General features: G+C 58.0%; 24 protein-coding genes. 7 read left to right on the forward strand and 17 right to left on the reverse strand.

The annotated features are described in order from the left end of the window. Nucleotides 1–69 precede the first annotated feature (69 nt). The 5 genes from rfbD to ACYSMN_RS22225 all read right to left on the reverse strand — a co-directional run bounded on the left by rfbD (nt 70) and on the right by ACYSMN_RS22225 (nt 4,820). Nucleotides 70–921, reverse strand: a complete 852-nt coding sequence (rfbD, locus tag ACYSMN_RS22205) for a dTDP-4-dehydrorhamnose reductase (protein ID WP_488926117.1) — start codon at nt 919–921, stop codon at nt 70–72. 125 nt (nt 922–1,046) lie between these two features. Beyond that, nucleotides 1,047–1,952 carry a TIGR03915 family putative DNA repair protein gene (locus ACYSMN_RS22210; RefSeq protein WP_488926118.1) on the reverse strand — a complete coding sequence of 302 codons (906 nt, stop codon included), beginning with the start codon at nt 1,950–1,952 and terminating at the stop codon, nt 1,047–1,049. 60 nt (nt 1,953–2,012) lie between these two features. Then, a complete protein-coding gene (locus ACYSMN_RS22215; RefSeq protein WP_488926119.1) occupies nt 2,013–2,870 on the reverse strand; it encodes an alpha/beta fold hydrolase in 858 nt (285 codons plus the stop codon). Between the two features lie 372 nt (nt 2,871–3,242). Further along, nucleotides 3,243–3,416 (reverse strand): hypothetical protein, encoded by a 174-nt coding sequence (locus tag ACYSMN_RS22220; RefSeq protein ID WP_488926120.1) that lies wholly within the window; start codon nt 3,414–3,416, stop codon nt 3,243–3,245. Nucleotides 3,417–3,551: 135 nt separating this feature from the next. Beyond that, nucleotides 3,552–4,820, reverse strand: coding sequence for a putative DNA modification/repair radical SAM protein (locus ACYSMN_RS22225; protein ID WP_488926121.1), 1,269 nt, complete (start codon nt 4,818–4,820; stop codon nt 3,552–3,554). Nucleotides 4,821–5,161: 341 nt separating this feature from the next. Here ACYSMN_RS22225 and ACYSMN_RS22230 point away from each other — a divergent pair, with 341 nt between their 5' ends. The 4 genes from ACYSMN_RS22230 (at nt 5,162) to ACYSMN_RS22245 (ending at nt 9,860) form a co-directional block, all read left to right on the forward strand. After that, nucleotides 5,162–7,063: a BamA/TamA family outer membrane protein gene (locus ACYSMN_RS22230; protein ID WP_488926122.1), complete on the forward strand. Its 1,902-nt coding sequence runs from the start codon at nt 5,162–5,164 to the stop codon at nt 7,061–7,063. Nucleotides 7,064–7,319: 256 nt separating this feature from the next. Further along, nucleotides 7,320–8,156: a CvfB family protein gene (locus ACYSMN_RS22235; protein ID WP_488926123.1), complete on the forward strand. Its 837-nt coding sequence runs from the start codon at nt 7,320–7,322 to the stop codon at nt 8,154–8,156. Nucleotides 8,157–8,556: 400 nt separating this feature from the next. Continuing rightward, nucleotides 8,557–9,219, forward strand: coding sequence for an NAD-dependent epimerase/dehydratase family protein (locus ACYSMN_RS22240; RefSeq protein WP_488926124.1), 663 nt, complete (start codon nt 8,557–8,559; stop codon nt 9,217–9,219). A 74-nt stretch (nt 9,220–9,293) separates the two neighbouring features. Further along, nucleotides 9,294–9,860, forward strand: a complete 567-nt coding sequence (locus tag ACYSMN_RS22245) for a hypothetical protein (protein ID WP_488926125.1) — start codon at nt 9,294–9,296, stop codon at nt 9,858–9,860. Between the two features lie 97 nt (nt 9,861–9,957). On the opposite strand, the gene ACYSMN_RS22250 is transcribed toward ACYSMN_RS22245, so the two are convergent. The 5 genes from ACYSMN_RS22250 to ACYSMN_RS22270 all read right to left on the reverse strand — a co-directional run bounded on the left by ACYSMN_RS22250 (nt 9,958) and on the right by ACYSMN_RS22270 (nt 15,995). Continuing rightward, nucleotides 9,958–10,254, reverse strand: a complete 297-nt coding sequence (locus ACYSMN_RS22250) for a hypothetical protein (RefSeq protein ID WP_488926126.1) — start codon at nt 10,252–10,254, stop codon at nt 9,958–9,960. Nucleotides 10,255–10,435: 181 nt separating this feature from the next. Next, nucleotides 10,436–11,434 carry a DUF4249 domain-containing protein gene (locus ACYSMN_RS22255; protein ID WP_488926127.1) on the reverse strand — a complete coding sequence of 333 codons (999 nt, stop codon included), beginning with the start codon at nt 11,432–11,434 and terminating at the stop codon, nt 10,436–10,438. A 68-nt stretch (nt 11,435–11,502) separates the two neighbouring features. Continuing rightward, entirely contained in the window at nt 11,503–13,902 is a 2,400-nt protein-coding gene (locus ACYSMN_RS22260) for a TonB-dependent receptor (protein ID WP_488926128.1), read from the reverse strand. Between the two features lie 178 nt (nt 13,903–14,080). Next, entirely contained in the window at nt 14,081–14,749 is a 669-nt protein-coding gene (locus ACYSMN_RS22265; protein WP_488926129.1) for an OmpH/Skp family outer membrane protein, read from the reverse strand. 175 nt (nt 14,750–14,924) lie between these two features. Continuing rightward, nucleotides 14,925–15,995 carry a succinylglutamate desuccinylase/aspartoacylase family protein gene (locus ACYSMN_RS22270; protein WP_488926130.1) on the reverse strand — a complete coding sequence of 357 codons (1,071 nt, stop codon included), beginning with the start codon at nt 15,993–15,995 and terminating at the stop codon, nt 14,925–14,927. A gap of 427 nt (nt 15,996–16,422) precedes the next feature. Here ACYSMN_RS22270 and ACYSMN_RS22275 point away from each other — a divergent pair, with 427 nt between their 5' ends. After that, complete coding sequence (locus tag ACYSMN_RS22275; RefSeq protein ID WP_488926131.1) at nt 16,423–16,941, forward strand: DUF6985 domain-containing protein; 519 nt, start codon at nt 16,423–16,425, stop codon at nt 16,939–16,941. A 61-nt stretch (nt 16,942–17,002) separates the two neighbouring features. Here the strand turns inward: ACYSMN_RS22275 and rimK are convergent, their stop codons facing one another. The 4 genes from rimK to ACYSMN_RS22295 all read right to left on the reverse strand — a co-directional run bounded on the left by rimK (nt 17,003) and on the right by ACYSMN_RS22295 (nt 20,943). After that, nucleotides 17,003–17,953 carry a 30S ribosomal protein S6--L-glutamate ligase gene (gene rimK / locus ACYSMN_RS22280; RefSeq protein ID WP_488926132.1) on the reverse strand — a complete coding sequence of 317 codons (951 nt, stop codon included), beginning with the start codon at nt 17,951–17,953 and terminating at the stop codon, nt 17,003–17,005. 62 nt (nt 17,954–18,015) lie between these two features. Next, complete coding sequence (locus tag ACYSMN_RS22285; protein WP_488926133.1) at nt 18,016–18,492, reverse strand: ATP-dependent zinc protease family protein; 477 nt, start codon at nt 18,490–18,492, stop codon at nt 18,016–18,018. Between the two features lie 157 nt (nt 18,493–18,649). Next, the gene (locus ACYSMN_RS22290) at nt 18,650–19,777 is read right to left on the reverse strand and encodes a PQQ-dependent sugar dehydrogenase (protein ID WP_488926134.1); all 1,128 of its coding nucleotides are present in this window, start codon (nt 19,775–19,777) and stop codon (nt 18,650–18,652) included. Nucleotides 19,778–19,824: 47 nt separating this feature from the next. Beyond that, complete coding sequence (locus ACYSMN_RS22295; RefSeq protein WP_488926135.1) at nt 19,825–20,943, reverse strand: glycoside hydrolase family 43 protein; 1,119 nt, start codon at nt 20,941–20,943, stop codon at nt 19,825–19,827. Nucleotides 20,944–21,145: 202 nt separating this feature from the next. On the opposite strand from ACYSMN_RS22295, the gene ACYSMN_RS22300 reads away from it, so the two are divergent. Then, the gene (locus tag ACYSMN_RS22300; RefSeq protein WP_488926136.1) at nt 21,146–21,760 is read left to right on the forward strand and encodes a Crp/Fnr family transcriptional regulator; all 615 of its coding nucleotides are present in this window, start codon (nt 21,146–21,148) and stop codon (nt 21,758–21,760) included. 32 nt (nt 21,761–21,792) lie between these two features. On the opposite strand, the gene ACYSMN_RS22305 is transcribed toward ACYSMN_RS22300, so the two are convergent. Then, nucleotides 21,793–22,077 carry a 2TM domain-containing protein gene (locus ACYSMN_RS22305; RefSeq protein WP_488926137.1) on the reverse strand — a complete coding sequence of 95 codons (285 nt, stop codon included), beginning with the start codon at nt 22,075–22,077 and terminating at the stop codon, nt 21,793–21,795. A gap of 176 nt (nt 22,078–22,253) precedes the next feature. Between ACYSMN_RS22305 and ACYSMN_RS22310 the strand changes: the two genes are divergently transcribed. Beyond that, a complete protein-coding gene (locus tag ACYSMN_RS22310) occupies nt 22,254–22,829 on the forward strand; it encodes an O-acetyl-ADP-ribose deacetylase (RefSeq protein WP_488926138.1) in 576 nt (191 codons plus the stop codon). A gap of 173 nt (nt 22,830–23,002) precedes the next feature. On the opposite strand, the gene ACYSMN_RS22315 is transcribed toward ACYSMN_RS22310, so the two are convergent. Together ACYSMN_RS22315 and ACYSMN_RS22320 are read right to left on the reverse strand one after the other, a co-directional pair. Further along, complete coding sequence (locus ACYSMN_RS22315; protein WP_488926139.1) at nt 23,003–23,794, reverse strand: alpha/beta fold hydrolase; 792 nt, start codon at nt 23,792–23,794, stop codon at nt 23,003–23,005. Nucleotides 23,795–24,173: 379 nt separating this feature from the next. Beyond that, nucleotides 24,174–24,722, reverse strand: a complete 549-nt coding sequence (locus tag ACYSMN_RS22320; RefSeq protein ID WP_488926140.1) for a DUF502 domain-containing protein — start codon at nt 24,720–24,722, stop codon at nt 24,174–24,176. Between the last annotated feature and the right edge of the window lie 500 nt (nt 24,723–25,222).

Here is a 25,222-nt window from a genome sequence, read left to right on the forward strand (position 1 = left end):
GCTGATTTATCAAAAAGGCCGCGCCGGTTACCTGGCGCGGCCTTTTTGCCTTGAATAATGTAGTCCTAACTACAGGCGGCTCAAGCATTCTTTCAAACTGTCGCGCCAGTGCGGAATAGTCAGCTGTAGCTGCGTTTTAGCTTTGGTCTTGTCCATCACGGAATAAGCGGGACGGGTGGCTTTCGTAGGGTATTCGGCGGTGCGGATAGGAATTGTGCGGACCGGCGTGTCACTCAGCTCGAAAATAGCCTTGGCGAAGTCGTACCAGGACGTGACGCCTTCATTGCTGTAGTGGTAGATGCCGAACTGCTGGTTCTGGCTTTCGATGATGGTGAGGATGCAACCGGCCAAGTCAATGGCGTACGTAGGCGTGCCAACTTGGTCCCAGATGACCCGCAGCTCGTCCCGCTCCCGGCCCAACTTCAGCATAGTTTTCACGAAGTTGCCAGCGTATTCGGAGTATAGCCAACTGGTGCGGAGAATGAAAAAGCGGTTCGTGTGCGCCGGAATGACTTGTTCGCCCTCTAACTTGGTGAGGCCATACACGCTGATTGGTGCCGCTTCGTCGGTTTCTTGCAGCGGCTGGTTGCCGGTGCCGGCAAAGACAAAATCGGTGGAAATGTGGATGAGCGTGGTGCCGTATTCGCCGCATAAGCGGGCCAGATTAGCGGCGCCGTCTTTGTTCACGCGGCGGGCTATTTCCACTTCATCCTCGGCCTTGTCCACGGCCGTGTAGGCGGCGCAGTTGATGCAGTGAGTTGGCTGGTAGCGCGCAAAAACGTCTTGCAGCGTTTCGACATCGAGAATGTTAGCCTCCGCTTCCGGTAAAAACACGAGGTCGGCGGTGTTACGCTCCTTTGCCACGTGCTGCAAGCACTGCCCTAACTGCCCAGAGGCTCCAAAAACGAGTATGCTACCCATGAAATACGCTAGTTTCGAAATTCGATAAACTTAGCCAAAAGTGCACTTCCTAGAAGGGCAGCGCACCAGTCCACTACGTTCTATTGACGCCGCAAATTAGCCTTTTCGCCTCACCCGTGGGCAGACTACTGAATGGGCCGCTTGTTTTTAATCGGCTCAAAACGCTGCTCTCGCGGCTGCTTCTCGCTGAGGTAGCGCCAGTAGCGCAAGGGAATATGGCGGCGATGAAGCTTCATATTCTTGCGCTCTGGAATATTAACGTGGTCGAAATAGGACTGCCAGAGCAGTTTATACAGCGGTTCCCGCTCGTCGAGCACCGTGGCCGAAACGGCGGAGCTGCGCTGCGGAGCCTGCGCCTCGAACTGTACCACGTCGGTGCGGGTGAGGTCGTAGTAGAGGCCGTAGCGGCGGCGCTTATCGAAGATGAGCCAGCGCTGGTCGGCGTAGCGCTTAGTGAAGTGCGGCGCAATGAGGGGCAACACGTCAAAATCTGGGTCGATGGTCGCGTGGAATAGACCGTCGGTGGTTTTCTCAAAACGCACAAAGGCCTCCATGCGGTGCTTTTCGCGGTACATCTGTTGCGCCAGGCGGGCTACGCGCCGCACATTGTCGTCGGCGTAATTTTCGGAGATGTCGCGCCCAGCGCGCATGGCGAGGTCGGCGTAGCGGAGGATGAGTAACTCCCGGTCGGGCTGCTCGCTAAGGAAAGTATGGAACAGGCGAGTACGGGCCTCCTTGTCCATGTAACGCAACAATCCGTCCCACACGCGGGCTGCGGTGGTCTCGTTGGTGTCAATTTCTACGGGTTGTGCGAACAGACCGCCTTGCACCGTGGTCAGTGGCTGTATGCTGTTGGGCGCCGCTTTGCGGTCGTAGATCTGAAACAGCACTGTCAACAGCCCTTCAAAAGAGCCGTCGTATGCATAGTCCAGCGGCGGATTGGTGAACTGCGGAGCTACAACGCGCGGTTTTTCCGAGTCAGTTGCCGCGGCTGTTTTCCTGCTGTTATAAGGTCTAAGAGCACCACTCATTGCGTACAAATTAACGTTTCAGCTATAGCAAAGGATGCTACGCAAGATGCCGAGATGTCTTTACGGCCGCGCCAGAAACTCCAGCAGCAACTTATTCACGGCGGCCGGCTCTTCTTGGTGCAGCCAGTGCGTGGCTTGGTCGAAATACGTCAACTCGCCTTGCTCACACATGGTGAGGCTAAGCTGGGCGAGTTCGGGTTCCAGGAAAGCATCTTGCCGCCCCCACAGTATTCGCACAGGTATTGCAATGCGTCCCACGCGCCGGGCCTTCCGAAACGCAGCGCGGTACCAGTTGATCATGGCCGTCAAAGCGCCCGGCTGCGCCCAGGTCTCGATGTATCGGCGCAAGTCATCGGAAGAAAACGTGCCTGGCCGACTGGTCCCGCGCAACGACCCGCGCCCAAACCGGTAATGGTGCCGCCGAAACAGCTTCTCGGGCAGCCAGGGCAGCTGAAAGAAAAAGATGTACCAACTTTTCAGCAGTTGGCGCGGCGCCTGGCGCAACGCTCGCCCCAGCACCGCCGGATGAGGCACATTGAGAATAGCAACCCGCCGCAGCCGTTCCGGGTGGTGCGCCGCCAACCACCACGTCACGGCCGCGCCCCAATCGTGCCCAACAATGGCGGCCGTAGACTGGCCCGCCGCATCTAGCAGACCAATAATATCGGCTCCCAACTGCTCGATGCGGTAGTCGGCTACGCGCTGAGGTTTGTCGCTGAGGTTGTAGCCGCGTTGGTCAGGTGCCCACACGCGGTAGCCAGCGGCGGCGAGAATCTCAATCTGGTGGCGCCAACCATACCAGAACTCGGGAAAGCCGTGCAGTAGCACTACCAAAGGACCCTGGGCCGGGCCACACTGCACCACGTGCAGCGTGATACCATTCGTCTGGATGTAGTGATGTTCAATGTCGAAAGCCATGAACTCCCTACCCAGCCGGGAGCCCGAAGGTTGTGGTTAAGCTTATGCCGCTGGCAGCTGTCTTACACCAACGAAGTCGGCATAACAGCCAACTACGAGGTTAAATCAGTTTCCAGGCTGACACTATACAAACGCCCCACTTCTGCAAGTCTGAAAACCTGCTCGGCTTTGTGGCTAGGCAGTCTGCCTGGGGGCAGTCTTCAGCCGGCGCAGTCGGCGTGACTGGCCGCCACGAAGCCCGGCAAGTCTTCAGACTTGCGAAAGTGGGAAAGACGGTGTAGCCTTCTTATGGGTTGTCAGTCTGAAGACTGACCCGGCTTTCGAGGCTGGCAGTCGCGCCGACTGCGTCGGCTCAAGACTGCCGCCAGGGTATTAGGCGGCTTCTGAGCGTTGGGCGTTGCTGCGGGCGGCTTCGCGGTGCATTTGCTGCACCATTGGCAGCAGGTCCGAAAGCTTGCAGCAGCAGGCCATGCGCGCCACTTTCACGGGTTTGGGAGCTTCGAGGATGGTGGCCGGCGCGTCGGTAGCGCGATGTGAGATGGTCATGGGATTGATGTGCTGATTGGTTGATGTGCTTATGTGCTAGTGTTATTCAGGCGGAAGGCTCTTCATTGCAGTTGACGAATAAACGATGAGCTTGATTCGTGTAAGCTGACACTATTTTATCAGCACATCACACCATCAACTGGCTTGGGCGAAAAGGTCGAGTTGCTGCGTAACGAGGGCCGAGCGGACAGAACCGGCCCCGAATAGAATTTGTCGGCGGATGGTTTGCTCGTCGTAGTCGCGTGTTGAAAGGGCTTGGCCGCGGCAGGTGAGGAAGAACTTGGCCCGCTTCAGCACCACCCCGAACTTATGCAAATGGTCTAAGGTGATGGGCGTGAAGCGACGGGCGGCCACAATGCGCTTGGCAGAACGGGCACCCACACCAGGAATACGCAGAATCATCTCGTAATCAGCGGTATTGATATCTACGGGAAACACGTGCCGGTTGCGCAGCGCCCAGGCTAGCTTGGGGTCCACTTCCAGGTCGAGGAAGGGGTGCGCAGGGTCCAGAATTTCATCGGCCTGAAAGCCGTAGAAGCGCATCAGCCAGTCGGTTTGGTAGAGACGGTGCTCCCGGATGAGCGGGGGTTGCGTCACCTGTGGCAGGCGGGCGTCGTCGGTGATGGGAATGTAGCCGGAGTAGTACACCCGCTTCAGGCCGTAGCCTTTGTAAAGCGAATCGCTGAGGTTGATGATTTGCAGATCGTTTTCCTCAGAAGCCCCCACGATGAGTTGCGTGCTCTGGCCGGCGCTGGCGAACTGCGGCACCTTCTTGAAAAGCGCCTTTTCTTCTTTGTTCAGCTGAATTCCGTCCCGAATCTGAGCCATCGGCGTCAGAATCTCCTCGTAGTTTTTCTCCGGCGCCAAGTTCGTCAAACTCATTTCCGACGGCAGCTCGATGTTCACGCTCAGACGGTCGGCGTACAGGCCCGCTTCCTGAATTAGCTCTTCCGAAGCGCCAGGAATGGCCTTCACGTGGATGTAGCCGTTGAAATTGTGCTCCGCACGCAGCTTCTTGATGATGCGCACGAGGCGCTCCATCGTGTAATCGGGCGAGGAAAAAATGCCGCTGCTCAAAAACAGGCCTTCGATGTAGTTGCGGCGGTAGAAGTTCATGGTTAGGTCCACAACTTCCTCTACCGTAAAGGCGGCGCGCTTAACGTCGTTGGAGCGGCGCGATACGCAGTAGGCGCAATCAAAAATGCAGTGATTGGTGAGCAAAATCTTGAGCAAACTCACGCAACGACCATCTTCGGTGTAGCTGTGGCAGATGCCCATGCCTTCGGCGTTGCCCAGACCACGATTCTCATTCTTACGCTTGCCGCCGCTGCTAGAGCACGACACATCGTACTTCGCGGCGTCTGCCAAAATGCTTAGCTTTTCCTGGATGCGCTGTTCGTTCATCGGGGCGGTATCTGGGCTTAAAAGTAGAAGCTTGCGCGCACTTACGCAATATATGTAAGGCTAATTTTTTTGGAAATGTTCCAGCCATCGGCAGTATTTACCGGCGCAGTAACAGGAGTTTTAGCTAATGGCTTTACTTCTCGAAGCGAGTGGCGCACCTTATCCGTGTAAGCTGGGCTCGAAGTCCAGAATGCAAGTGGAAAACCGGGCCGCTTTGGCAAGTTGCAGGGAGCTGAACCCATCCGTATGCCAGCGGCGTTTCGCACTCAAAATCTAACATCGAAATCCGTGTAGACCGCCGTATCTTGCAGGAAGGTGGCTGGGTCGTGCTTATTTTATACATGAAGAACTGGGGGCGTATTTTCTGGGTGATATGGCTGGGCTGGCTGAGCGCAGTTGGCCCGGTCGCAGGCCAGTCGACGGCCATAACACCACCCGATACCGCCCGAAACACCAGCTCCACTGGCCCCGATTCCTTGCGCCGCCGTTTCAATGAAGAGCGGTTGCTGATGGGTTTGAAAAACTACACCCGGCGCAAAACCATTGCGGGAAAGGCGGCGGCGGCTTTGTTTAATTTCACGACGCGCCGCGAAGACCAAGCGGGCCTCGATGCCGCCCTGCTCGACCGGCAATACGACCGGCACAACTATAAAATCGTGCGGCGCATCAATATCCGTACGCTCACGTCTTTCGGCTACAGCATCAGCGACTCGACACGGACCCCGCGCAATATCTTAGAGAAAACCGGCAATGCTCTGCACGTTAAGACTTCCCGGGCGCGGGTGCGGCAGTTGCTCATGTTTCGGGTGGGCGAGGAACTGGAGCCGCAGGAGCTGGCCGAATCGGAACGTTTGCTGCGCCAGACCCAGGAGATCCTAGATGCCCGCGTGTTCGTGAATGAGCGCACCAGCACCGCCGACAGCGTGGACATTGAAATCGTGACGAAAGATGTATTCAGTCTTAGTGGTTCGTTTCAATTGCGCGATGTGGGGGCCGGCATCATTGGATTGCGCGACCTTAATTTTCTGGGGCAGGGCCATCAGTTTCGCAACTCGTATGAGTATGGCGCAAATTCGCCGCAGCCTTGGAGTTACGAGGGCAGCTACCTCGTGCCTTTCCGTAGTTTCATCAATGGCGAAGCGCGCTACCACAACGAGTATCAGAACCGGTACGGCGGCATTACGTTCAGCCGCGGCTTCTACTCCATCAACACCAAATACGCGGGCTCTTTGTCGTTGAATTTCTATGATCAGGGGCTTTATTACGCCGATACTGCCGCCGAAGGTAAGCCGCCCATCTACTTGCCGCGGCGCTACAGCACGCAGGATGTCTGGCTAGGACGTGCCCTGCCCCTACCCTCCTACGACCTGGGCCACGACAACCCTGCGCGGTTAATTTTGGCGGCTCGCATGCTGCGCACCAACTATTCGGCCCGCCCCAACGAGCAGTACTTCAGCTCTAGCACCATGCTCGGGACGGTAGGCTACAGCCTGCGCCGCTACTACAAAGACAAATACCTGTTCGGCTTTGGCCGAACCGAGGACATTCCGACGGGTACGCAGCTCAGCGCCACGGTGGGCTACGAAGTCAATGACCAGAGCAACCGCCATTACTATGGAGCCCGAGTCTCGACGGCCACCTATAGTCCGCGGCGCGGCTATTTGTACCTGAGCGGCGAGTTTGGCTCGTTCGTGCGCCAGTCCGACAAACACTGGCAGCAAGGGCTGGCGAGCACGGAAGTGCTGTATTTCACGCGCCTCTATCATACGGGCAACTATCAGTGGCGGCACTTTCTCTGGAACCGCAACGCCATCGGCTTCAACCGCCGCCTGGGCGAGGAGTTGCTGGCCATTGAGGGAGACCGGGGCCTACGCGGCTTCGAGCCGGCCACTAACCTGCGGGGTACGAGCCGTGTGGTGCTCAACTACGAAACGACGGTGTACACGCCCGTGTCGTTTCTAGGCTTCCGGCTGGCGGGCGTGCTTTTCGCCGACGCAGCCTGGCTGAACGGCTCCACGCCCAACCGCGCCTTGCCTTTCAAGGACAAGCCTTACACTGGATTTGGCGTAGGGTTGCGCTTCCGCAACGAGTACCTGCCGCTCCGCACCTTCCAGATTTTGTTCGGTTTCTACCCGCGCGGCTTAGCCACTCCCAATGGCTACCGCATCTACGAAAGCTCCCGCTCCTACTACGACTTCAGCGACTTCAGCTTCGGCCAGCCAAGCATTGCGCGCTACGAGTAGGAAAGCCAGGAAAGCTTGAGAAAGAAAATCTAAAAAGCCATCCGGGCGCAAGTTCTGCGGACCTTTGCCCAAACGCGCGAATCGGCTAGATGGCGGCAGCCGTCTTTTTCGCGTAAAAAGACTCCCCACACGCCGTGAATGCCATTTTCAAGTAGTAGGTGATAAGTAGTTAGATATTGGATGAATAGTAAAGCATCTTATATCAACAGCTTACTATCGCACTGCTAATTACCTCCTTAATTCTCAATTGACGAACATGAACCTCGGTGATTACAATGATCTGGAAGTGGCCCGCGCCGTCGACTTTGGGCTCTACCTAACTTCCGACGATGGCGACCTGCTGCTGCCAAGCAAGTACGTGCCACCGGGCACCCAAATCGGGGACGTGCTGCGCGTGTTCGTATACCGCGACTCCGAAGACCGGCTTATTGCCACCACGCTGGACCCGTTGGCTCGCGTCGGGCAGTTTGCGGCGCTTACGGTGCGCGACGTGACGCCAACGGGTGCATTTTTGGAATGGGGCCTAGAAAAAGACCTGTTCCTCCCCTACAGCAACCAGCGCCGCAACTTGCGTCCCGGTCAGCGTGAAACCGTATTCGTGTACCTCGACGAAGCTTCGGACCGGATTGTGGCTTCGGCTAAGTGGGAGTGGTTTCTGAGCGATGCGCCCTTTCCGGGCCAGCCCGGCGATGCTGCCGAGCTATTCGTGGCCGACGAAACGGACCTTGGCTACAAGGTCATTGTGAATGGCACCCACCAAGGCCTGCTCTATCATAACGAAGTGTTCAAGCCCCTGCGCCTCGGCGATGTGCACACTGGCTACGTGCGCCAAATTCGGCCCGATGGCAAGCTCGACTTGAGCCTCCAACGCCTGGGCTACGACGAAGCGCTAGCCGCCGCTGATACGCTCCTCGAAACCCTGCGCAAAGCTCCCAACGGGACCATTCCGCTCGGCGACAAGAGCGAGCCCGACGATATTTACCGTCGCTTGGGCATGAGTAAGAAAGTATTCAAGAAAGCGCTGGGCACGCTCTACAAGCGCGGCCAGGTGCAGCTGTTTCCAGAGCAGACTCAATTAGTGGCGGGCGAATAGCTCTGCCGACGCGTTTCGATAGCGCGTATCAACAGGAAAGCCAGTTGGAGCCCGCGCTTCAGCTGGCTTTTTTGTGGCTGCTCGTCTGCCGATAGGCGGCTCTTGGTAGAAGATAAGATCAAAGCATAGCACTGAGTTGTAGCATACTATCATTTTGTAACTATTCTTCGTTTTTCTTTTTCCTGCAATCGAAAAGCAGCGGCTGCATTTTAGAAAGTTGAGGACAAGCAACGGGCGAAGCGGAAACAGCATCTTTCTCGTGCGCGGCTAGCCAGCTGGCTGCTTTTGCCGTAGCACCACGCACAATACCATTGTCGCTGCCGACTGCTACGCGCGGCTCCGATTAGTTGCTGCTTCACCCTTCTGCCCCACTTCACCTTCGCTTCTTTCGCTCTTCCTCATGCAGAAAACTGCCCTTATTGCTGGTGCCAGCGGCCTGGTTGGCAGCCACCTACTGCCGCTGCTGCTCGCGTCTGGCCGCTACGCCAAAGTGATAGCCGTGGGGCGGCGGCCCGTGCCGATAGTGCACCCAAAACTGGAGCAGCGCACCCTCGACTTCGACCATTTGGAGGAGCACCGCATGGCTCTTATTGCCGATGATGTGTACTGCTGTTTGGGCACCACAATGCGGCAGGCAGGCTCCAGAGAGGCTTTTTACAAAGTCGACTATCTCTATGTGGTGAAGCTGGCGGCCCTTACTGCCGGCAACTTTGCCGTCCAGCTGTTACTGGTATCCGCCATGGGTGCCGACGCCGGTTCGTGGGTTTACTACAACCGCGTGAAGGGTGAAATGGAAGAAGCTGTACGCCAAACGCCGTTCCGCGCCATTCACCTGTTTCGTCCGTCGCTGCTGCTCGGGGAGCGGAATGAGCCTCGCATGGGGGAACGGGCAGGCGAAGTAGGGCTCCGAATGCTACGCCCCGTGCTAGTGGGAGCCCTGCGTAAGTACCGGCCCATACCAGCCCTTACGGTGGCCCAAGCTATGCTCCGTGCCGCCGAGAATGAAGACACCGGCATTCAGGTGCACCTCTCCGATGAAATAGCTCAGCTAGCAATAGCCTAGATTTACGCATGTGCTTGAGGAAATAAGTTGTACTTTCGCCGGAACATCAACTTTTCCCATTCTTTCTTTCGCACATGAAGCGTTTGTTTTTCAGCCTGCTCCTGTTGTTGCTCTCGGGGGCCCTCAGCCTGGCTTCGGCCCAAAATAAAAAAGGTGGCGGGGGCGGTAGTGGCTACAAAAACGGATTAGGACTGCGCGGGGGAGGTTATTCCTCGGGCCTTACGTTCAAACATTTCATCAGCGGCAAAAACAACGTGGCGCTGGAAGCTTTGCTCACTACCGAGTACAAAGCTCGTGGTGCCCGCCTCACGGTGCTGCTGGAAAAGCACCACCAGGTTTCCGACATCAAAGGCTTGCAATTTTACTACGGTGCGGGTGCCCACATTGGCTCTTACAAAGGCCGCTACTACTACGTGGAGCGCTTCTACAGAAACGGTAAGTACAAAGGCTACTACAACGTCTATTACGACGATGACAAAAACTACGTGGTAGTTGGAGCCGACCTGGTTCTAGGCCTCGAATACAAGATGCAGGACCTGCCTTTCGTGGTTGGCGTCGATTACAAGCCTTTCTTTGAAGTATTTGATGGCTACACCGGCTTCTACAACGATGCCGCTGTCAGCCTACGCTTTACTTTCTAAGCCCAAACGAGGATTTTACGAGGCGGGCTAACAGCTCTCCTCGACCACAAAGAAGCCCGTTCTGCTAGCAGAACGGGCTTCTTTGTGGTCGAGGAACCTACTGCCAACGGCGGCCACCCCGATAAGGCACGGCATGGGGCCGGTAGTAGCGTGGCCCCGGCTGCACAATGAGTGGGCGGGGGCGCACAATGACGGGAGCCGGCCGCACAATAACCCGAGACGGACGGTAGTATGGGCGGTAATAAGGTCGATACACCGGGCCGTAGTATGCGTCGTAATAGGGCCGGGCGGAGCCGGTGCTGACAACTGCCTGCGTAGAAGCAGCACAACCAGTCAGCAAAGTGCCGGCGAGAAGCAGAGCAAAAAGGAGCGGAAGTTTCAAAAGCTTTTTCATACGAATAGCTACCGGCGGTAATGAGCCGATTAGCTTTTTATAGACGCCAGCAGAAGCCGCAGGTTTAATCGTCACCTACTCCAATGTTTCTCTGCTGCACGTCTGTATACCAATAAAAGAACCTCGGCCGAAGGAAAATTTCGACCGAGGTTTTAAGCACGGGAGTGCCGTATTCAGTCTCCTACAGCGGAATACGGTACGTTACGTCGGTGGCGCCGCCAAACAGGCCGTAGCCGCCGCGCAAGTTGGAAACCAACGGCGCGGGCTCCGCGAATGGATTGCCGTCGGTGTCGTAGTAGCGGCGCAACGACTGGTAGAAACGGTACGTGTCGGGAGTGATGCTGCTGACGATGACCTCCAAATAGGCGGGCTCGGGTCTGACGGGATTTCGCGGGTCGAAGGAGCCCTGGAATTGCAGAAAAACATCGGCGCTGAAACTAAGCCGCTGGCCGTTGCTGCCGGCATCGCTGATAGGATACTGCCCATAGAGGCCGGCGTCAAAAGGGTCGGAAAGCTGAAATTGGTTCAGATTAATGTCGGGCCCATCGACGGTGCCGGAATTATAATCGCGCCGCACCGTGCCCCAGTAGCGGCCATTGCGGTCTAGTACCCGCCCATAGGCCAGGTAGTAATCGGTGGTAGCGGCATTGTCGGCCACGGCCAGCGTGAGGCGGCCCGCATTCTCATTGAAGTTGCCCGACTGCCCCGTTCTCGCCACGTACGCCGCCGACTCGATAACGGGCAACGAAGGCAATTGGAGAGTGGATTCTACCGTCTCAAGGCCAGGAGCCGAGGCCCGCAACGTATATCGGCGGCCGGGCTCCCCTACTAGGTTACGAGTAGGCACGTAGCGGTCATAGATGCTATCCTGCCCGTCGAACCCGTAATAGCGGCCTCGGGGGCGGAATTGCTCCACTACCTGGCCACTCTCATCCAATAATTGCACGGTGGCATCGCCGCGGCCCACTAATCTATTGGTGTTTAGCACGCTCTGGCTGCTGCTCACAAACAAGTTCCGCACCTGGAAATAGTCTCGGTAGTCGGCTGTGGCAGGTTGGTTGCTAAGCGTGTACGTCAGCGCGAGGCGGGGCGTGTGCGGCGGCGTGTCTACTTCCACAATGGTTTCGCAACCGCCTAAGGCCAGCGTAGCGAAGGAAAATAGCGCGAGTATTTTTTTCATATCAAGTCCAGAAAGAAGGCTTATCATCAGAAAACAGAGAAATCCATATTAGGCACGGCATGCAGCAGTTAGAACCGGAATGCTTTGCTGAACGAGGGAATAATGGGAAAGAGCGACACCTGCCGGTAGCTAGGTTTCTGCTCCACCACGCCGTTGTTGCTGTAGCCGCGTTGGAAATACAGGTAGTAGGGGTTGCGGCGGCTATAGACGTTGTAGATGCTAAAGCTGTTGATGATTTCGCCCCACTTCTTTTTCTTGGTTTTGCTTAGGTCCAGGTCGAAGCGGTGGTAGGAGCGCATGCGGTAAGAATTACGCTCGCCATAATCCTCGAACTCCTGGTATGGGCCCAGCAAAAACCGTCCTTGCGAGAGCGTAGTCGCGTTGCCGGTGCCATACACCCAGGTGCCGGAGAGCGTGAGCGTGGGGCTGAACTTGTGGATAGCTACCACGGAGATGTCGTGGCGCCGGTCGTACTTGTAGGGAAAGATGCGGCCTTGGTTAAGGTCGGGGAACCGGCGCTTGCTCCAAGCCAGCGTGTAGCCGATCCAACCCGTGGTACGGCCCGTTTTCTTCTGCAAGAACATCTCCCCACCGTAAGCCCAACCCTTGCCGCTGGTCACTTTGCTTTCCCATTCACTATCAACGGTACCCAGGAAACTGGCGCCTTCGCGGTACTCCACCAAGTTGCGCATGGGCTTGTAGTAGGTCTCGAAGCTCAGCTCGTAGTCTTCATCTTTGAACCGCACGGTGCGAGCCGCACCCAGGCTCACCTGCTGGGCCCGTTGCGGCTTGATGCGGGGCGTGGCCGGCACCCACAAATCGGTGGGCAGGCCAATGCCGCTGTTGGTAAGCAGGTGAATGTACTGCGTGGTGCGCGCGTAGGATGCTTTCAGAGCCCAGTCTTCCGTGAGTAAGAAGCGGGCTGCCACGCGCGGCTCCACCGAGGGGTAAAACGTGCCCTTCACCAAGAAACTGTTCAGGCGCAGGCCCCCATTTACTTTCAGCCGGTCCGTGAGGCGGTAGTCGTCTTCGATGTAAAGGGCGGCTTCGCTGGCCAGAGTCTGCACGCCCGAACTCCGCTCGTTGTCCTGATCGGTGAAGTTGTTTTTCTCCTGCAACGCTCCCGGCCGGAACGAGTGCAGAATGTACTGCCCGCCAAACCGAATGTAGTGGTCGGGCGAGGGCACGTAGTCGAAATCGGTTTTGAGGCTGAAGTCGCGGATGTTGGAGAAGTAGCGCAACGAGTATTTGTCGGTGCGCGTCTCGCCCTGGTCGGAGTAGCGCTCCTCTTCCTCCTGCCCGACGTTGAACTGATATTTGCTGTAGGTGAGATGGGTGTTCATGAACAGCTGGTTGTTCACGATGCGGTTCCAGCGCAACGCCGACGTCAGGTTGCCCCAGCCCAGGCTGGCCTTGCTGTTGCTATAGTCGTCGCCCCCTTTTTCTGAGTCCCGGATGCGGGCATAGAACTTATCGTAGCCGGTGTAGGCGCTCAGGTAAAGTCGGTCGCGGCTATTGAGTTTCCAATTTAACTTGGCGTTCAGGTCGTGGAAAAAGTAGCCCACCGACCCCTTGCTCCCTTCCGCCGACAGTTGCGCCTTGATAAACGGCTGGGCCAAAATATCGAGGTAAGTGCGCCGGGCCGAGATGATGAATGAGGCAGTATCTTTTTTGATGGGGCCTTCGAGCGTGATTTTGGAGGCCACGATGCCCACGGCTCCTTCGCCGTGAAACTTCTGCATGTTGCCTTCCTTCATCGAAATATCCAGCACCGAAGAAAGCCGGCCGCCGTAGCGCGCCGGGAAGCCGCCCTTAATCAACTCCACATTGTTGAGGGCATCGGCATTGAACACCGAGAAGAAGCCGAACAGGTGGGAGGCGTTATAGACCGGCGTCCCATCGAGCAGGATCAGGTTTTGGTCGGGGGAACCGCCGCGCACGTAGAGGCCGGTTTGGCCTTCGCCGCCGCTTTGCACGCCGGGCAGCAGTTGCAGCACTTTCAGCACGTCGGTTTCGCCGAAGAGCTTGGGCAGGCTCTTGATTTGGGCAATGGGCACATTGATGGTGCTCATGCGCGTGGTGCGCTCAATCCGCTCCTCCGTGGCTTGGGAGCCAATTACTTTTACCTCGCCTAGCTCGCTGCTCACGGCCCGCAGCCGAAAAGTATGCGTGGCGCTGGCGGTAGCCGGGGTGGCCCAGCGGCTGCGCTCGTAGCCTAAGTAGCTTACCAGCAGTTGCACCGAATCGGCAGCAACGGGCAGCGTGAGCGAGTAGAAGCCGTAGGTATTGGTGGCCGTGCCCTGGCCGCTGGCCGGGTTCACGACGGCCACGCCAATCAGGTTCTCGCCGGTGGCGCCGTCGCGCACGTACCCGCTAATAGTGATTTTGCTGGGCGCCTGCTGCGCATGAGCAGCGGCGGCCGTTAGCACGGCTCCCGAAGCCAGGAGCGAGCGAAATAGCAAGTGCATAAACGTTTGTTAAATAGGAAGTTTGTTTTCGTTTTGTATTCGACGGAAGCCCAACAGCAGACCGCAGGTAGTGCTAGCACACCAACGATACCTGCAAGACTGAAATGGTTGGCTGGTACATAGAACGGCCCGCCTTTTATGCGCAAAAGGCGGGCCGTTTATCAGCAAACAATGAAAGTTACTTCTTGCTGGCGTATTCCTTGTTCAAATACTTGAGCACCTGGGGCGTGATATCCATGTCTTTGCGGCCGTAAGCAATGGTCCCGCTGGGCGCCGCAATTAGGATGAGGCGGTAGCCGTTGGCCTTGCCATACTTCTCGACCTGCTTGTTGAGGCGTTCGAGCACGGTCTGCGTCATCTTCGCCTCTTCTTCCTGGGCCTGCTGCTGCAATTTCTGCTGGCTCATGGCTACTTGCTGCTGCTGAGCGCCAAGCTTCTGCTCGGTAGCGGCGCGCTGCTCAGCCGTCATGCTTTCGCCCTGCTTCTGGTATTGCTGCACGGCCGTCTGGAAGCTCTCCACCATGGTTTTGTTCTGTGCTTCCCAGCGTTTGGCTTTGACTTCGAAGGCCTTCCGAGCATCCTGCATGCCCTTGTACCCATCGAGCAGCTTGCCCGACTCGATGTAGGCGACTTTGTTGGTATCGGCCGCAGCGGCCAACACGTTGGTATCGTCACTTTCGGCAGCGGCGGCTTCCGTTGCGGTTTCGGTGGAATCGGTTGTTTGTACGGCTACCGGGGCCTTCTTGACGGGAGCAGTAGCGGGTTTGCTGGCAAAGTGCAGGTAGAACAGCACCGCCACGGCAATAAGAAGAATGGCGTTGATAGCCAGTTGAAGAGAATTTTTCATTCGGAAAAACAAGATGAGACACATACGCCGGACCCCATAGGTATCCGGCGCTCAAAGAAACGAAGGTCTGTCGAGTATATTGGTGTGCATAAACGATGATCCATCGGTAGCCCAAAGTTTACGCTCTGGGCTACCGATGGATCATCAAGCGGCCGACAATGCGCCGAACAGCTACTTACGAAGCTTCCGTTTCGTCCACGTCTGGGTCTTCGTGGTCGGTTTCCAGGGGCTTCATGGGTTTTTCCTCGAAGGGCGGGGCGAGGTCTACGCGGCTAGGGGCGGCATCGGTGCGGCCGACGTGAACCAGCGCGTCGCCTTGGTTGACGACGGGCATGTGGTTGAGCCCAATAATGTAACCCGCCACCGGCGACTCCAGCCGCACGGCTCTTTCGCCGTACGGATCGGCCACGGAACCGTAGATCTGGCCCTTCTCGATATAGTCGCCGTTGCGGACGTGGCTGCGAAACAGCCCCGCGAACTTCGCCCGCAGCCACGTATGGCGCATACACACGATACTCGGCTGCTCCGGCCGCGAGGCTTCAGCTACCAAACCCAGGTGGTGCAGTACGCGGTACGTGCCCGCAATGGCCAAGTCGATGCCAGGCTCATCGAGCCGAAGCGACTCGCCGGTTTCGTACACGATAATGCGCCGTCCTTCCTGCATGGCTATCTCACGCAACGAGCCCGCTCGCAAGGCGGAATGCAGTGTAAAAGGTGCGGCAAAAGCGGCGGCTAGCGCGTCGGTTTCGGGGTCTTCGTGGAGCAGGCAGCGAATCTGAGGCATGTTGGAGCGTGCCGCGCCGCCGGTATGAAAGTCGATGCCGTAGTCGATGAGCGGCATGATTTCACGCATGAAGCGGTGCGCCACGCGGCTGGCCAACGAGCCGCGCGGGTTGCCGGGAAAAGAACGGTTGACGTCCTTGCCGTCGGGCACATCGCGCGAGAAATTCAGGAAGCCGTAGATGTTGAGAATGGGAATGGCGATGATAGTGCCCCGCAACGGGTAGAGCAGTTCCCGCCGAATCATGCGCCGGATGGTTTCAATGCCGTTCACTTCGTCGCCGTGCATGCCCGCCATCAGCAGCACCGTGGGGCCGGGCACCGTGGAGCGAAACACGTGCACCGGAATGTCGATAACGGTGCCGGAGGGCAGCCGCGACACCACCAGCCGCGTCAGGACTCGCTCCCCTGGCTTGATGGTGAGACCATTGAGGCTTATGTCGGACGGGGCAGGAGTGAGAACCAAAGCAATAACAAGTTACGGCACGAAACGTCAGTTTCGCACTTTGTGCAGGAATACAGCATCCCTCCACCGCTACGAAAGCATGACGTAATCAGAAGTTAGAACTCCCAGCTACGTGGTGTTGGAACGCTGTGAAAAGTCTTTCCCCTTCTATCTGCTCTACAAACCTATAGACTCGGCGCCAACCGCCTTATGGTTGCCTATAACCGCAGGGGATGTAGAAAATTAACGGAATTGCACCCCGTTTCGGATTACGCCAAGAAGGCCTGCTTGTATAGCTAGCTGTTAGCAAAACAGATAGATGGATGAATAGGATAACAACAGATTGAAGAAAAGCCGAAAATTTACTAGGCAACTGCTTAGTAGAAGATATGCTTGTGAAGAGTTGCTTAGTTTTAACTGTGTTTACATTACTGCGCTAGTTGACGCCATGACCAAAGAAGAAGTTCTGCAAGCCTGTCAATGGGACGACCTCGATATGGCCACGCTCGACGTGTACTCCGGCATGTTCGAGAGAACCGTCGAAGTGCGGTTTCTGCCGGATATTGATTCGGGCCGGGTCATTACCGACCGAATGGTGGCCGTACTCAATGACTTCCTGGCCCTGGTGCCGGCCGACCTATCCACCATCAGGCAGCTTCTGTGGCAGGACTGCCTCCAGGACTTCGAGGCCATCGATTACGGCCCCACGCCCTCGGAAAACGAAACCTATCTGGAAGTCAATCAGCGCGAGTTCGGCATTTACACGGCCGAGGATGCCTACGCCCAGAGCAACCTAGTCCGGCTCAGTATTCCCGAAGAACCCAAGGCCAAGCATCGTTATGGCTCTATTGACTTCGAGCCGACCTGGGCGAGCCACGGCTGTAGCGTGATTATGCAGGATGGCCGACTCATCGCCTTGTATTCCAACGACTGGCATTTCAGCAAGTACGAGACTGAAGAACAGTAAAAGTGCGGCCTCACCGCAAGCAAATTAGCTATTGGCCCACTTGAGAGGTTGCGGCGGCAGTCTACTGCGGGGTGTCCGATTGGTTGTCGGGTAGTGGTTCGGGAACCTTGGCTATGGGTTTGGCCTTGGGTTTCTTCCGTTGCGCTATTTCGGCCGTGTACTCGATGATCTTGCCGGCAATGTCGAGGCCGGTGGCTTTTTCGATGCCTTCGAGGCCGGGCGAAGAATTTACTTCTAGCACCAGCGGACCGCGCTTGCTTTGCAGCATGTCGACGCCCGCAATGCCCAAGCCTAAGGCTTTAGCGGCGAGCAAAGCGGCGGCTTTTTCGGCACGCGTGAGCTTCACCAGCTTGCCGGTGCCGCCACGGTGCAGGTTGGAGCGAAACTCGCCTTCCTTGCCCTGGCGCTTCATGGCGCCCACCACTTCGCCGTTCACCACGAAAGCTCGCAGGTCGGCGCCTTTGCTTTCGGCAATGAACTCCTGCACGATGATGCGCGCCTTGAGGTTGTGAAAGGCTTCAATCACGGACTGCGCCGCCTTGGCGGATTCGGCCAGCACCACGCCCAGGCCCTGCGTGCCTTCGAGCAGCTTGATGATGACCGGGGCGCCGCCCACTTGGTCTATCATCTCGGGTACTTCGTTGGAGTAGTTGGTGAAGGCGGTTTTGGGCATGCCCACCCCGGCACGGGCCAGGATTTGCATGGAGCGGAGCTTGTCGCGGCTGCGCACAATAGCTTGGCTTTCGACGGCGGTGCGCACCTTCATCATCTCAAACTGCCGCACCACGGCGCAGCCGTAAAACGTAACAGAGGCACCGATGCGAGGCACGATGGCGTCGAAGCCTTCCAGCTTCTGACCTTCGTAGATAATGCCTGGCTTGCCTTTTTCGAGCACTAGGTTGCAGTGCAAATGGTCAATCACGACGGCCTGGTGGCCGCGCAACGCGGCGGCTTCCACGAGGCGCGTGGTGGAATACAGCTTCGGCTCGCGCGATAGAATTGCCAGTTTCATCGGCAGGGACAGAGAAGTGAATGAGAGCGGAAGCCTCGGAGAAAGGAATTACGCAAAGTGCGCTAATGCCGCAAAGGTTTTGCGGCTACTTGAGTTTTATACGATACGTTACGCCGGGCCACATCAACCACAAAACGGCCGTGGCGCAACAGCAAGCGCCCGAGCAGCACCGGATATTTCATGTCAGAACGGTCGGATAAGGAGAACTCGGTATCGAAATCTTGGCCAAATATCCGCAATGCTGCCCGGATAACGTAACGCTCCTGCACTTCGCCATTGGAGCTTTTAATATCGCGCAAACTAAATTCAGGGAATGCCATTGGGCTTCCATCGAAGTTAGGGTGCGAAGGATCAAGCAACTGTACGCGCAAAATCTGCCGTCCGTCCGGCCCAGTTTCGACGTGAATATTAGAGCAATGAATGGCACTCGTGTAGGCTCCGGTATCGACCTTCGCTTCCACCCCCCAGAGGTGAAACTGCGGAAAGTCCACCAGCTCCCGGCGTCCAACAACCCGCTTTGGTAGGCGCAGCTTTTTCATGGGGGCAAGATAAGTGTAAGTAGTAGACATGAGACAGGCGAAGCGAATCTCACTGAAGCACCGGCGCAAGTTTCCACGTGTTTGCGTGTGCCTAGTGTAGTCCTGGCGCCTGTTTAGCTGTCTCATTTCCCATGTCTCCCTGTCTCATGTCCCCGGTCTACCTTTTATAGCTGATGCGGTATACGGCGTCGTTTTGGTCGTCGGAGACGAGCATGGAGCCATCGGGCAGTACGAGCAGGCACACGGGGCGGCCCCAGGGAGTCTGGCCTTGCAGCCAACCCTCGGCAAAGGTTTCGTAGCTGGTGGCTTGCTTGCCGCTGGCATCGAGGCGCACCAATGAGATACGATAGCCGATTTTGTTGCTCCGGTTCCAGGAACCGTGTTCCGGAATAAAAACCTGATTGCGGTACTGCGCCGGAAACTGCTTGCCAGTGTAGAATTTCATGCCTAGCGCCGCCACGTGAGCACCCAGCTTGCGGGCCGGCTTCACGTAAGTATCGGCGGAGCGGCCTGCGCTGAGTTGCGGGTCGGGCACGTCGCCGGCGAAAAAATAAGGAAAGCCAAAGTGCTGGCCGGACTTGGTGGCACGGTTCAGCTCATCGGCGGGCAGGTTGTCGCCGAGCATGTCGCGGCCGTTATCGGTGAACCAGAGCGCCTTGTCTTGCGGGCTCCAGTCGAAACCAACGGTGTTGCGCACGCCCTGGGCAAACACTTCGAAGCCCGTACCGTCGGGATTGAGGCGATTGATGGTGCCGAAAACAGGCTTTTCGGGCAAGCAGGAGTTACAAGGCGCACCTACCGGCACATACAGCTTGCCATCGGGCCCGAAGGCGATGTAGCGGTAGCCATGCCAATCGTTGTCGGGAAGCTTGCTGTAGACGATAACTGGCTTAGGCTTCTGCTTGAGCCGGGCCGCAATGTTGTCATAGCGCAGAATACGGTTGATTTCGGCTACGTAGAGCGCGCCGTTGCGCACGGCCACGCCGTTGGGAGCATTCAGACCCGAAGCAATGGTCACGACTTCATCGGCGCGGCCGTCTTTGTTACGGTCGGGCAGGGCGTACACTTTGTCGTCGCGGGTGCCCACGTACACGGTGCCATCGGGCCCTACGGCCAGGGCCCGGGCGCTTTTCACGTTCTGCGCGAAATAATCAATGGTGAAGCCCGCGGGGAGCTTGATCTTGCTCAGGTTGGCATCGGGAGCAACGGCGGGGCGGCCCGGCGCGGAAGAAGCCAGGGCCAGTGGAGCCAGCAACAAAAACGGGAGCAGTCGGCGAAGGGTCATACCGCCTAGAACCCGACCGCGACGTTGAAAGTTGCGCCAACTGAACCCTATTCCCCGGCCGGATTGGGTAGCAGCGTATTGATGGGCACGGGCGTACCGAAATTAGGCGTACCATCAGGATTCCACGTGAACGGCTGCATCCGAATGTTGCGCGAGTCGTCGCAGCCTTGGCCCGGCCGGGAATTAGCGTGGTAGATAAGCCAGTCTTCGGCCCCGTTGCGCGACTTAAAGAAGCCATTGTGGCCGGGGCCATAAGCTCGGTTGGCATCGTTGCGGGTGAAGACTGGCGTGCGGGACTTGGTCCAGGCCGTGGCATCCATTGGGTTGGCCGTGGCCGCCGCCGACAGCAGCCCCAGGGCGTAATCGTCGGTCCAACAGCCGCTGGCCGAGTACACCACAAAAATCTGGTTGCCGTGCAGTAGCACTTCCGGCCCTTCATTGATAATGGGTAGTGGTGCCCCTATCTTCTCCCATGCAAGCTCCGGCCGGGAAAGCTGCACCCGTGGGCCGGTCAGCGTCCACGGATTCTGCATTTCGGCTATGTAGAGCTGCGTGCTAAGAAAGGTGGTACTATCCTGGCCGGCCCACAGGAAGTAGCGTTTGCCGTTGGGATGCTCCAGCACCGTGCCATCAATGGCATAAAAATCAGCGTTCGGGATGAACAGCCGGCCTTTTTCTACCCAGGTACCCGTGGTGGGGTCGGGACTGGCGTTTTCAAGTACGAAGGTGCGTTGGCTGCCCAGGTCGATGCCGCCCGTGCCGCTGCCGGCCGCGTAGTACAGATACCATTTGCCATCCAGGAAATACAGCTCCGGCGCCCACACGTTCTGCGAATTGGGACCCGTAGCCGGCGCGGTCCACACCGTGACGCTAGGCGCCGTGCCCAGCTCCGACATCCTGGCCGTTTTACGAATGGTGATGGTGCGGGCGCTGGGGGGCTGCGTTGACTGCGTGTAGTAGTAATAGCCGTCTTTTTGGAAGACGAAGGGGTCGGCCCCGGCCATTATCAAAGGGTTGGCAAACTGCGTATTCGTAGGGGCGGGCGGGTCGCCGGGCTCGCCGGGGTCTTCCACGTACGGAAGACAAGCAGTGAGCAGGCACAGCAGCGTGAGCGACAGGGCGTACCGTACATTGCATAAGTTCCGGGCGCGTTTAACAGTGAACATAGGGCGGGGCTTGCGTGAGGGTAAGCTCTATCACGAAGATTCACCCGTAGAGTTGCGGTTCGACTGTTTTCATGACAAAAGTCAAAAGCCGCTGGCTGGTAACGGCAATAACAGCCCTGGCAGTGCCGGGCCGGCACTGCCGTTGGCGGCTTTCCCTGCCTCTGGCTATATTCGTTATTCGCTCTTCCCTGTGTATTCCACCGTGTCTGCCTCGTCCACTCACTTTCCAAGCACGCTTCCTCCGTTGCTGCTGCAATTCGTATCAGAATACGTGCAGCCTACCCCCGAAGAATACGAGACGCTACTCGGGCGGGTAGCAGAGTGCTTCTTCCCCAAAAACCAGCTTATTTGCGCTGCTGGCGAGTGTTGCGACCATTTCTACATTCTGCTCGAAGGCATTGGACGGCACTTTGCCCACACGCCCAATGGCGAGGCAACCACGTGGTTCTCGTTTGCCGGCGACCCCATGACCGAGGTGAGCAGCTTTCTGTTGCGGCAGCCGAGCCATATCAACATTGTGGCGGCCAGCGACGTGCGGGCCTACGCCATTTCTTACGCGCAGGTGCAGGAGTTGTACAAGTCCAGCGCCACCTGGGAACGGTGCGGGCGGCTCATGACGGAAAAGGTGCTGCTCGCGGTGGCCGAACGGTCCGTGTCCTTTCAGTTGCAGCCGGCCCGTGCCCGCTACGAGGAGTTGCTCAAGCGCCAGCCACACCTGCTACGCCACGTGTCGCTGGGCCATATTGCGTCGTACCTGGGTATGCGCTCCGAAACATTGAGCCGCATCCGGAGTCGTGCCTATCGGAACAAGGCCTGAGCAACAGCGCACAGCGCAGGCGCCTGGCTCGTTTAGTCACCCTCATGCTGCCGGCGCAGCAGCTTCTCGTATTCGCGCTCCGTTTGGGCGGCGCGGCCAAAGCCGCCGTACGCACAAATGCCGCTCAGGAGCACGCCGAGGCCCCAGAAAGCAGTGGTCCATACCGGCCAGGGCAGCGGATTTGCTTGGTGCCCGGTTAGGCCCCAGATAGTCCAGAGCAGCGCGTTTACCAGAATGTAGACGAGCAGGTGGGACTTGAACTTTGCGCGGGCCTTGGCCATGCGCCAGAGTTGGGGGTCACGGTCGGAGAGTGTCATGTGCAGGAGGTGTTAGAGGTGATTGATGCCCAAACCTATCCTCAACCGCGCCCAACCTGAAATGAAGGTTACTCAGGTTCCTAACGAGGAGGATGAAGCATCGAAAACCGTTCCTGAACCGTAGCCTGTGCCAACCATCCTGCGTAGGCTATCCTACCCAAAATTCTTGTTTCCCTATGGCTACTCCCTCCTCCCCCGCTGCTGTCAACTGGCGCGCCGAAGCACAATCGTTCGGCTCCATCCTGCTCTACCGCGGCGACATCACCCGCATCGATACCGATGCCATTGTGAATGCCGCCAATTCCAGCCTGCTCGGCGGGGGCGGCGTCGATGGGGCCATTCACCGCGCGGGCGGCCCCGACATCCTCGAAGCCTGCCGCCGCCTGCGCGCCGGCCACTACGGCGGAGGGCTACCCACGGGCGAGGCCGTCATCACCACGGCGGGCCGGCTGCCGGCGCGACATGTCATTCATACCGTGGGGCCGGTGTGGAATGGCGGGCACAAGGACGAGCCAGAACTATTGGCCAACTGCTACCGCAACAGCCTGCGCCTGGCGGAAGAAAACACTCTGTCCAGCGTGGCATTCCCCGGCATCAGTACCGGCATCTACGGCTACCCCAAGCGCGAAGCCGCCATTATTGCCGTGCGCGAAGTGCGCGCGTTTCTGAGCCGGCACGAGCTGCCGCGGGAGGTGGTGTTCGTGGCATTTGATGAGGAAGGTTACCGGCTGCTGGAAGAGCAGCTGCGCTAACCCACCGGAGCAGTAGCGCGAAGCTCCCGCTTCGCGCATCGTTGCTGAGGTTGAACGAAATCGTTGCTACGGCGCGGCTGTACTCGTGTAACGAGGCGTGAAGCCGGAGCTTCGCGCCACGGCCCTACCGCGTTGGAACTCGCCGGCAGCTCGTCGCGGAACGGATTTCCGCGCTACAGCCGCAGGTCGGGATGGCGGCGGAGGTGGGTGGCTACGTCGTAGAGCAGGCCGGCGTGGCCGGCTTCCAGCAGCACGGTGCGGGCATCGCGGAGGGAATCGATGAAGCGCTGGAGGCCGGCGTGCGGAATTACCAGGTCGTGACGGCCGAGGTAGAACGTGACGGGCGTGGGCCGACGGTTGAGCAGGGCCGCGAGCTGGCGCAACTCAAAGGTGAGGTGGCGAAAACCCACCCAGCTGCGGTACACGCGCAGGCGCTTTTCGCGGCTATCGAGCTGCCACTCCGCAAAGCGCACGAGGTTGGTGGGCACGAGCCGGCGCTGCGCCAAGGTGCCCAAAAAGCGCAACAGCCGCTGCGGGCGCAGCACGGCCCGGCCTAGTACCCCGCGCATCCAGGGCGGGTAGGTAGCCAGCGCGTACCAGAATTGGCGTTGCAGGCCATCGGGCGCAATCAGCCAAATCTGCTCCACCTGTTCTGGAAACTGCTCGGCGGCCGTCAGAGCGAATTTCGCGCCCATGCTGAAGGCCAGCAAGCTGAACTTATCGATACCTTGCTCCCGCAGGAATTCGCCCAGAATTTCGCCCAGGCGCTGCTTGCTGAGCGGGGCGTCGGCCTTCCCCAATCGGCTGCGGCCGTGATAAAACAGGTCGAAGGCGTACACCGTCAACTCGTTGCCGAGCACGGAGACAACGGAGCGCCAGTGCCCTTCGCTCTGCCCGTAGCCATGAAATGCCAACACCACGCGCGGCCCGGAACCGTAGGTTTGGTAGTGTAAGCGGGTAGGCATGAGGGTGAATGAAGAATTGAGAATGAGGAATGGGTGATTTGTCGCTCCGGTCTGCTGGCTTTTCGCCAGCTGACCGGTCGCCGTTGCTTCGTCAGGGAATAAGTAATTATTTGGCAGGATGGCCCCGGAGCGGACCCATCCTGTTGAAACAGTAAGCCCTTGACGCTTCTTATCATACGTCAAGGGCTTGGCTGTGTAGGAGATTATCTACCGATAAAACTTGGAGTAGAACCGGACATGCGACTTTTCACTAGCCACCCGGTTGCCGGCTACGCTGCCTCCATATAAGAACGAGCCGGTTAAACAACGAAACAACGGCGACCGGTCAGCTGGCGAAAAAGCCAGCAGACCGGAACCTTCCCCCATTCCTTATTCACCCTCACCCCAGCCGCGACACGCCTCCCGACACGACGAACTTCATGACTTCACTGCTGGGCAGCTCCAGGTGGGTTACGTTGGCGGCGGGCACCAGCACTAGCTCGCCGGAGAAATTGTAGGAGTGCGGAAAGTACACGGCTACTAGGTCGTCGCGCTGGGCGGGAGTCATGTTTTCCTGGGTCATGAAGCCCATCTTGTACACTTGGTCCTCGGCGTTGAGGCGCACCAGCACCGGGCAATTGAACTTCTGGTTGTCGCCCACGAAGGCGTCGAACAGGTCTTTGAGGCTGGAGTAGATGATGCTCACCAGCGGCGTGCGGTGCAGCAGCCGCTCGGCGATAACGAGGAAGGGCCGCACCATAAACGACTTGGCCACGAAGCCTACCACCGTAACCGCCAGCACAGCCACCAGCAGCCCCAACCCCGGCACATCGTAGATGTTGAACAGGGCATTGAGCCAACGAAACGCGGCGTACAGAATGTATATCGTAAGGCCGATAGGCGCTACGATGAGAAAGCCGTTGAGGAAGTAGTTGAAAAATCTGCGCATACCGCGAATGTAGCAGGAGCTTCCCCCAACGCCGCCATGCCGCTCAAAATCTCCCTTCACCCGCGTCCTTTCTTCTCGTTTTACGCAGGCCTTTCGCACAATGGCCTACGGGAAGCCCCAGCGGGGCAACATATAGGTAGCAACGAGCCGACGCATAGAGAAGCATAGAGAAACCAAGCCCCATCGGGGCAACACCCATCGTCGGACGGGTGGTGTCGCCCCGATGGGGCTTGGGTATCATTGCCAGTGTTTTACTATCGATATACCGCCCCGCCGGGGCTTCCCGTAGGCCGCTGTGCGTAGGTCCAACTTGTTAGCCTCCACCGGTGGAAAAGTGGCTCCCAAGCCCTTTCTCATGCCTCTTCACCGGTGAAGCCTGCTTACCAAGGCCTTTTCGGGGGCTCTTCACCGGTGAAGGGTGGCTCCCAAGCCCTTTCCCATCATCCTTCACCGGTGAAGGGTGGCTCCCAAGCCCTTTCCCATCATCCTTCACCGGTGAA

The organism is Hymenobacter sp. M1-2 (assembly GCF_057808495.1).

Bases quoted from the DNA above. Each gene is read 5' to 3' on its own strand.
- ACYSMN_RS22285 (WP_488926133.1), bottom strand. From the start codon at position 18,492: ATGAAAAAGCTGCGCCTACCAAAGCGGGTTGTTGGACGCCGGGAGCTG.
- ACYSMN_RS22225 (WP_488926121.1), bottom strand. From the start codon at position 4,820: ATGAACGAACAGCGCATCCAGGAAAAGCTAAGCATTTTGGCAGACGCC.
- ACYSMN_RS22210 (WP_488926118.1), bottom strand. From the start codon at position 1,952: ATGAGTGGTGCTCTTAGACCTTATAACAGCAGGAAAACAGCCGCGGCA.
- ACYSMN_RS22295 (WP_488926135.1), bottom strand. From the start codon at position 20,943: ATGTTCACTGTTAAACGCGCCCGGAACTTATGCAATGTACGGTACGCC.
- ACYSMN_RS22250 (WP_488926126.1), bottom strand. From the start codon at position 10,254: ATGAAAAAGCTTTTGAAACTTCCGCTCCTTTTTGCTCTGCTTCTCGCC.
- ACYSMN_RS22315 (WP_488926139.1), bottom strand. From the start codon at position 23,794: ATGCCTACCCGCTTACACTACCAAACCTACGGTTCCGGGCCGCGCGTG.
- rimK (WP_488926132.1), bottom strand. From the start codon at position 17,953: ATGAAACTGGCAATTCTATCGCGCGAGCCGAAGCTGTATTCCACCACG.
- ACYSMN_RS22235 (WP_488926123.1), top strand. From the start codon at position 7,320: ATGAACCTCGGTGATTACAATGATCTGGAAGTGGCCCGCGCCGTCGAC.
- ACYSMN_RS22245 (WP_488926125.1), top strand. From the start codon at position 9,294: ATGAAGCGTTTGTTTTTCAGCCTGCTCCTGTTGTTGCTCTCGGGGGCC.
- ACYSMN_RS22305 (WP_488926137.1), bottom strand. From the start codon at position 22,077: ATGACACTCTCCGACCGTGACCCCCAACTCTGGCGCATGGCCAAGGCC.
- ACYSMN_RS22220 (WP_488926120.1), bottom strand. From the start codon at position 3,416: ATGACCATCTCACATCGCGCTACCGACGCGCCGGCCACCATCCTCGAA.
- ACYSMN_RS22240 (WP_488926124.1), top strand. From the start codon at position 8,557: ATGCAGAAAACTGCCCTTATTGCTGGTGCCAGCGGCCTGGTTGGCAGC.
- ACYSMN_RS22215 (WP_488926119.1), bottom strand. From the start codon at position 2,870: ATGGCTTTCGACATTGAACATCACTACATCCAGACGAATGGTATCACG.
- ACYSMN_RS22290 (WP_488926134.1), bottom strand. From the start codon at position 19,777: ATGACCCTTCGCCGACTGCTCCCGTTTTTGTTGCTGGCTCCACTGGCC.
- rfbD (WP_488926117.1), bottom strand. From the start codon at position 921: ATGGGTAGCATACTCGTTTTTGGAGCCTCTGGGCAGTTAGGGCAGTGC.
- ACYSMN_RS22230 (WP_488926122.1), top strand. From the start codon at position 5,162: ATGAAGAACTGGGGGCGTATTTTCTGGGTGATATGGCTGGGCTGGCTG.
- ACYSMN_RS22255 (WP_488926127.1), bottom strand. From the start codon at position 11,434: ATGAAAAAAATACTCGCGCTATTTTCCTTCGCTACGCTGGCCTTAGGC.
- ACYSMN_RS22260 (WP_488926128.1), bottom strand. From the start codon at position 13,902: ATGCACTTGCTATTTCGCTCGCTCCTGGCTTCGGGAGCCGTGCTAACG.
- ACYSMN_RS22320 (WP_488926140.1), bottom strand. From the start codon at position 24,722: ATGCGCAGATTTTTCAACTACTTCCTCAACGGCTTTCTCATCGTAGCG.
- ACYSMN_RS22275 (WP_488926131.1), top strand. From the start codon at position 16,423: ATGACCAAAGAAGAAGTTCTGCAAGCCTGTCAATGGGACGACCTCGAT.
- ACYSMN_RS22265 (WP_488926129.1), bottom strand. From the start codon at position 14,749: ATGAAAAATTCTCTTCAACTGGCTATCAACGCCATTCTTCTTATTGCC.
- ACYSMN_RS22310 (WP_488926138.1), top strand. From the start codon at position 22,254: ATGGCTACTCCCTCCTCCCCCGCTGCTGTCAACTGGCGCGCCGAAGCA.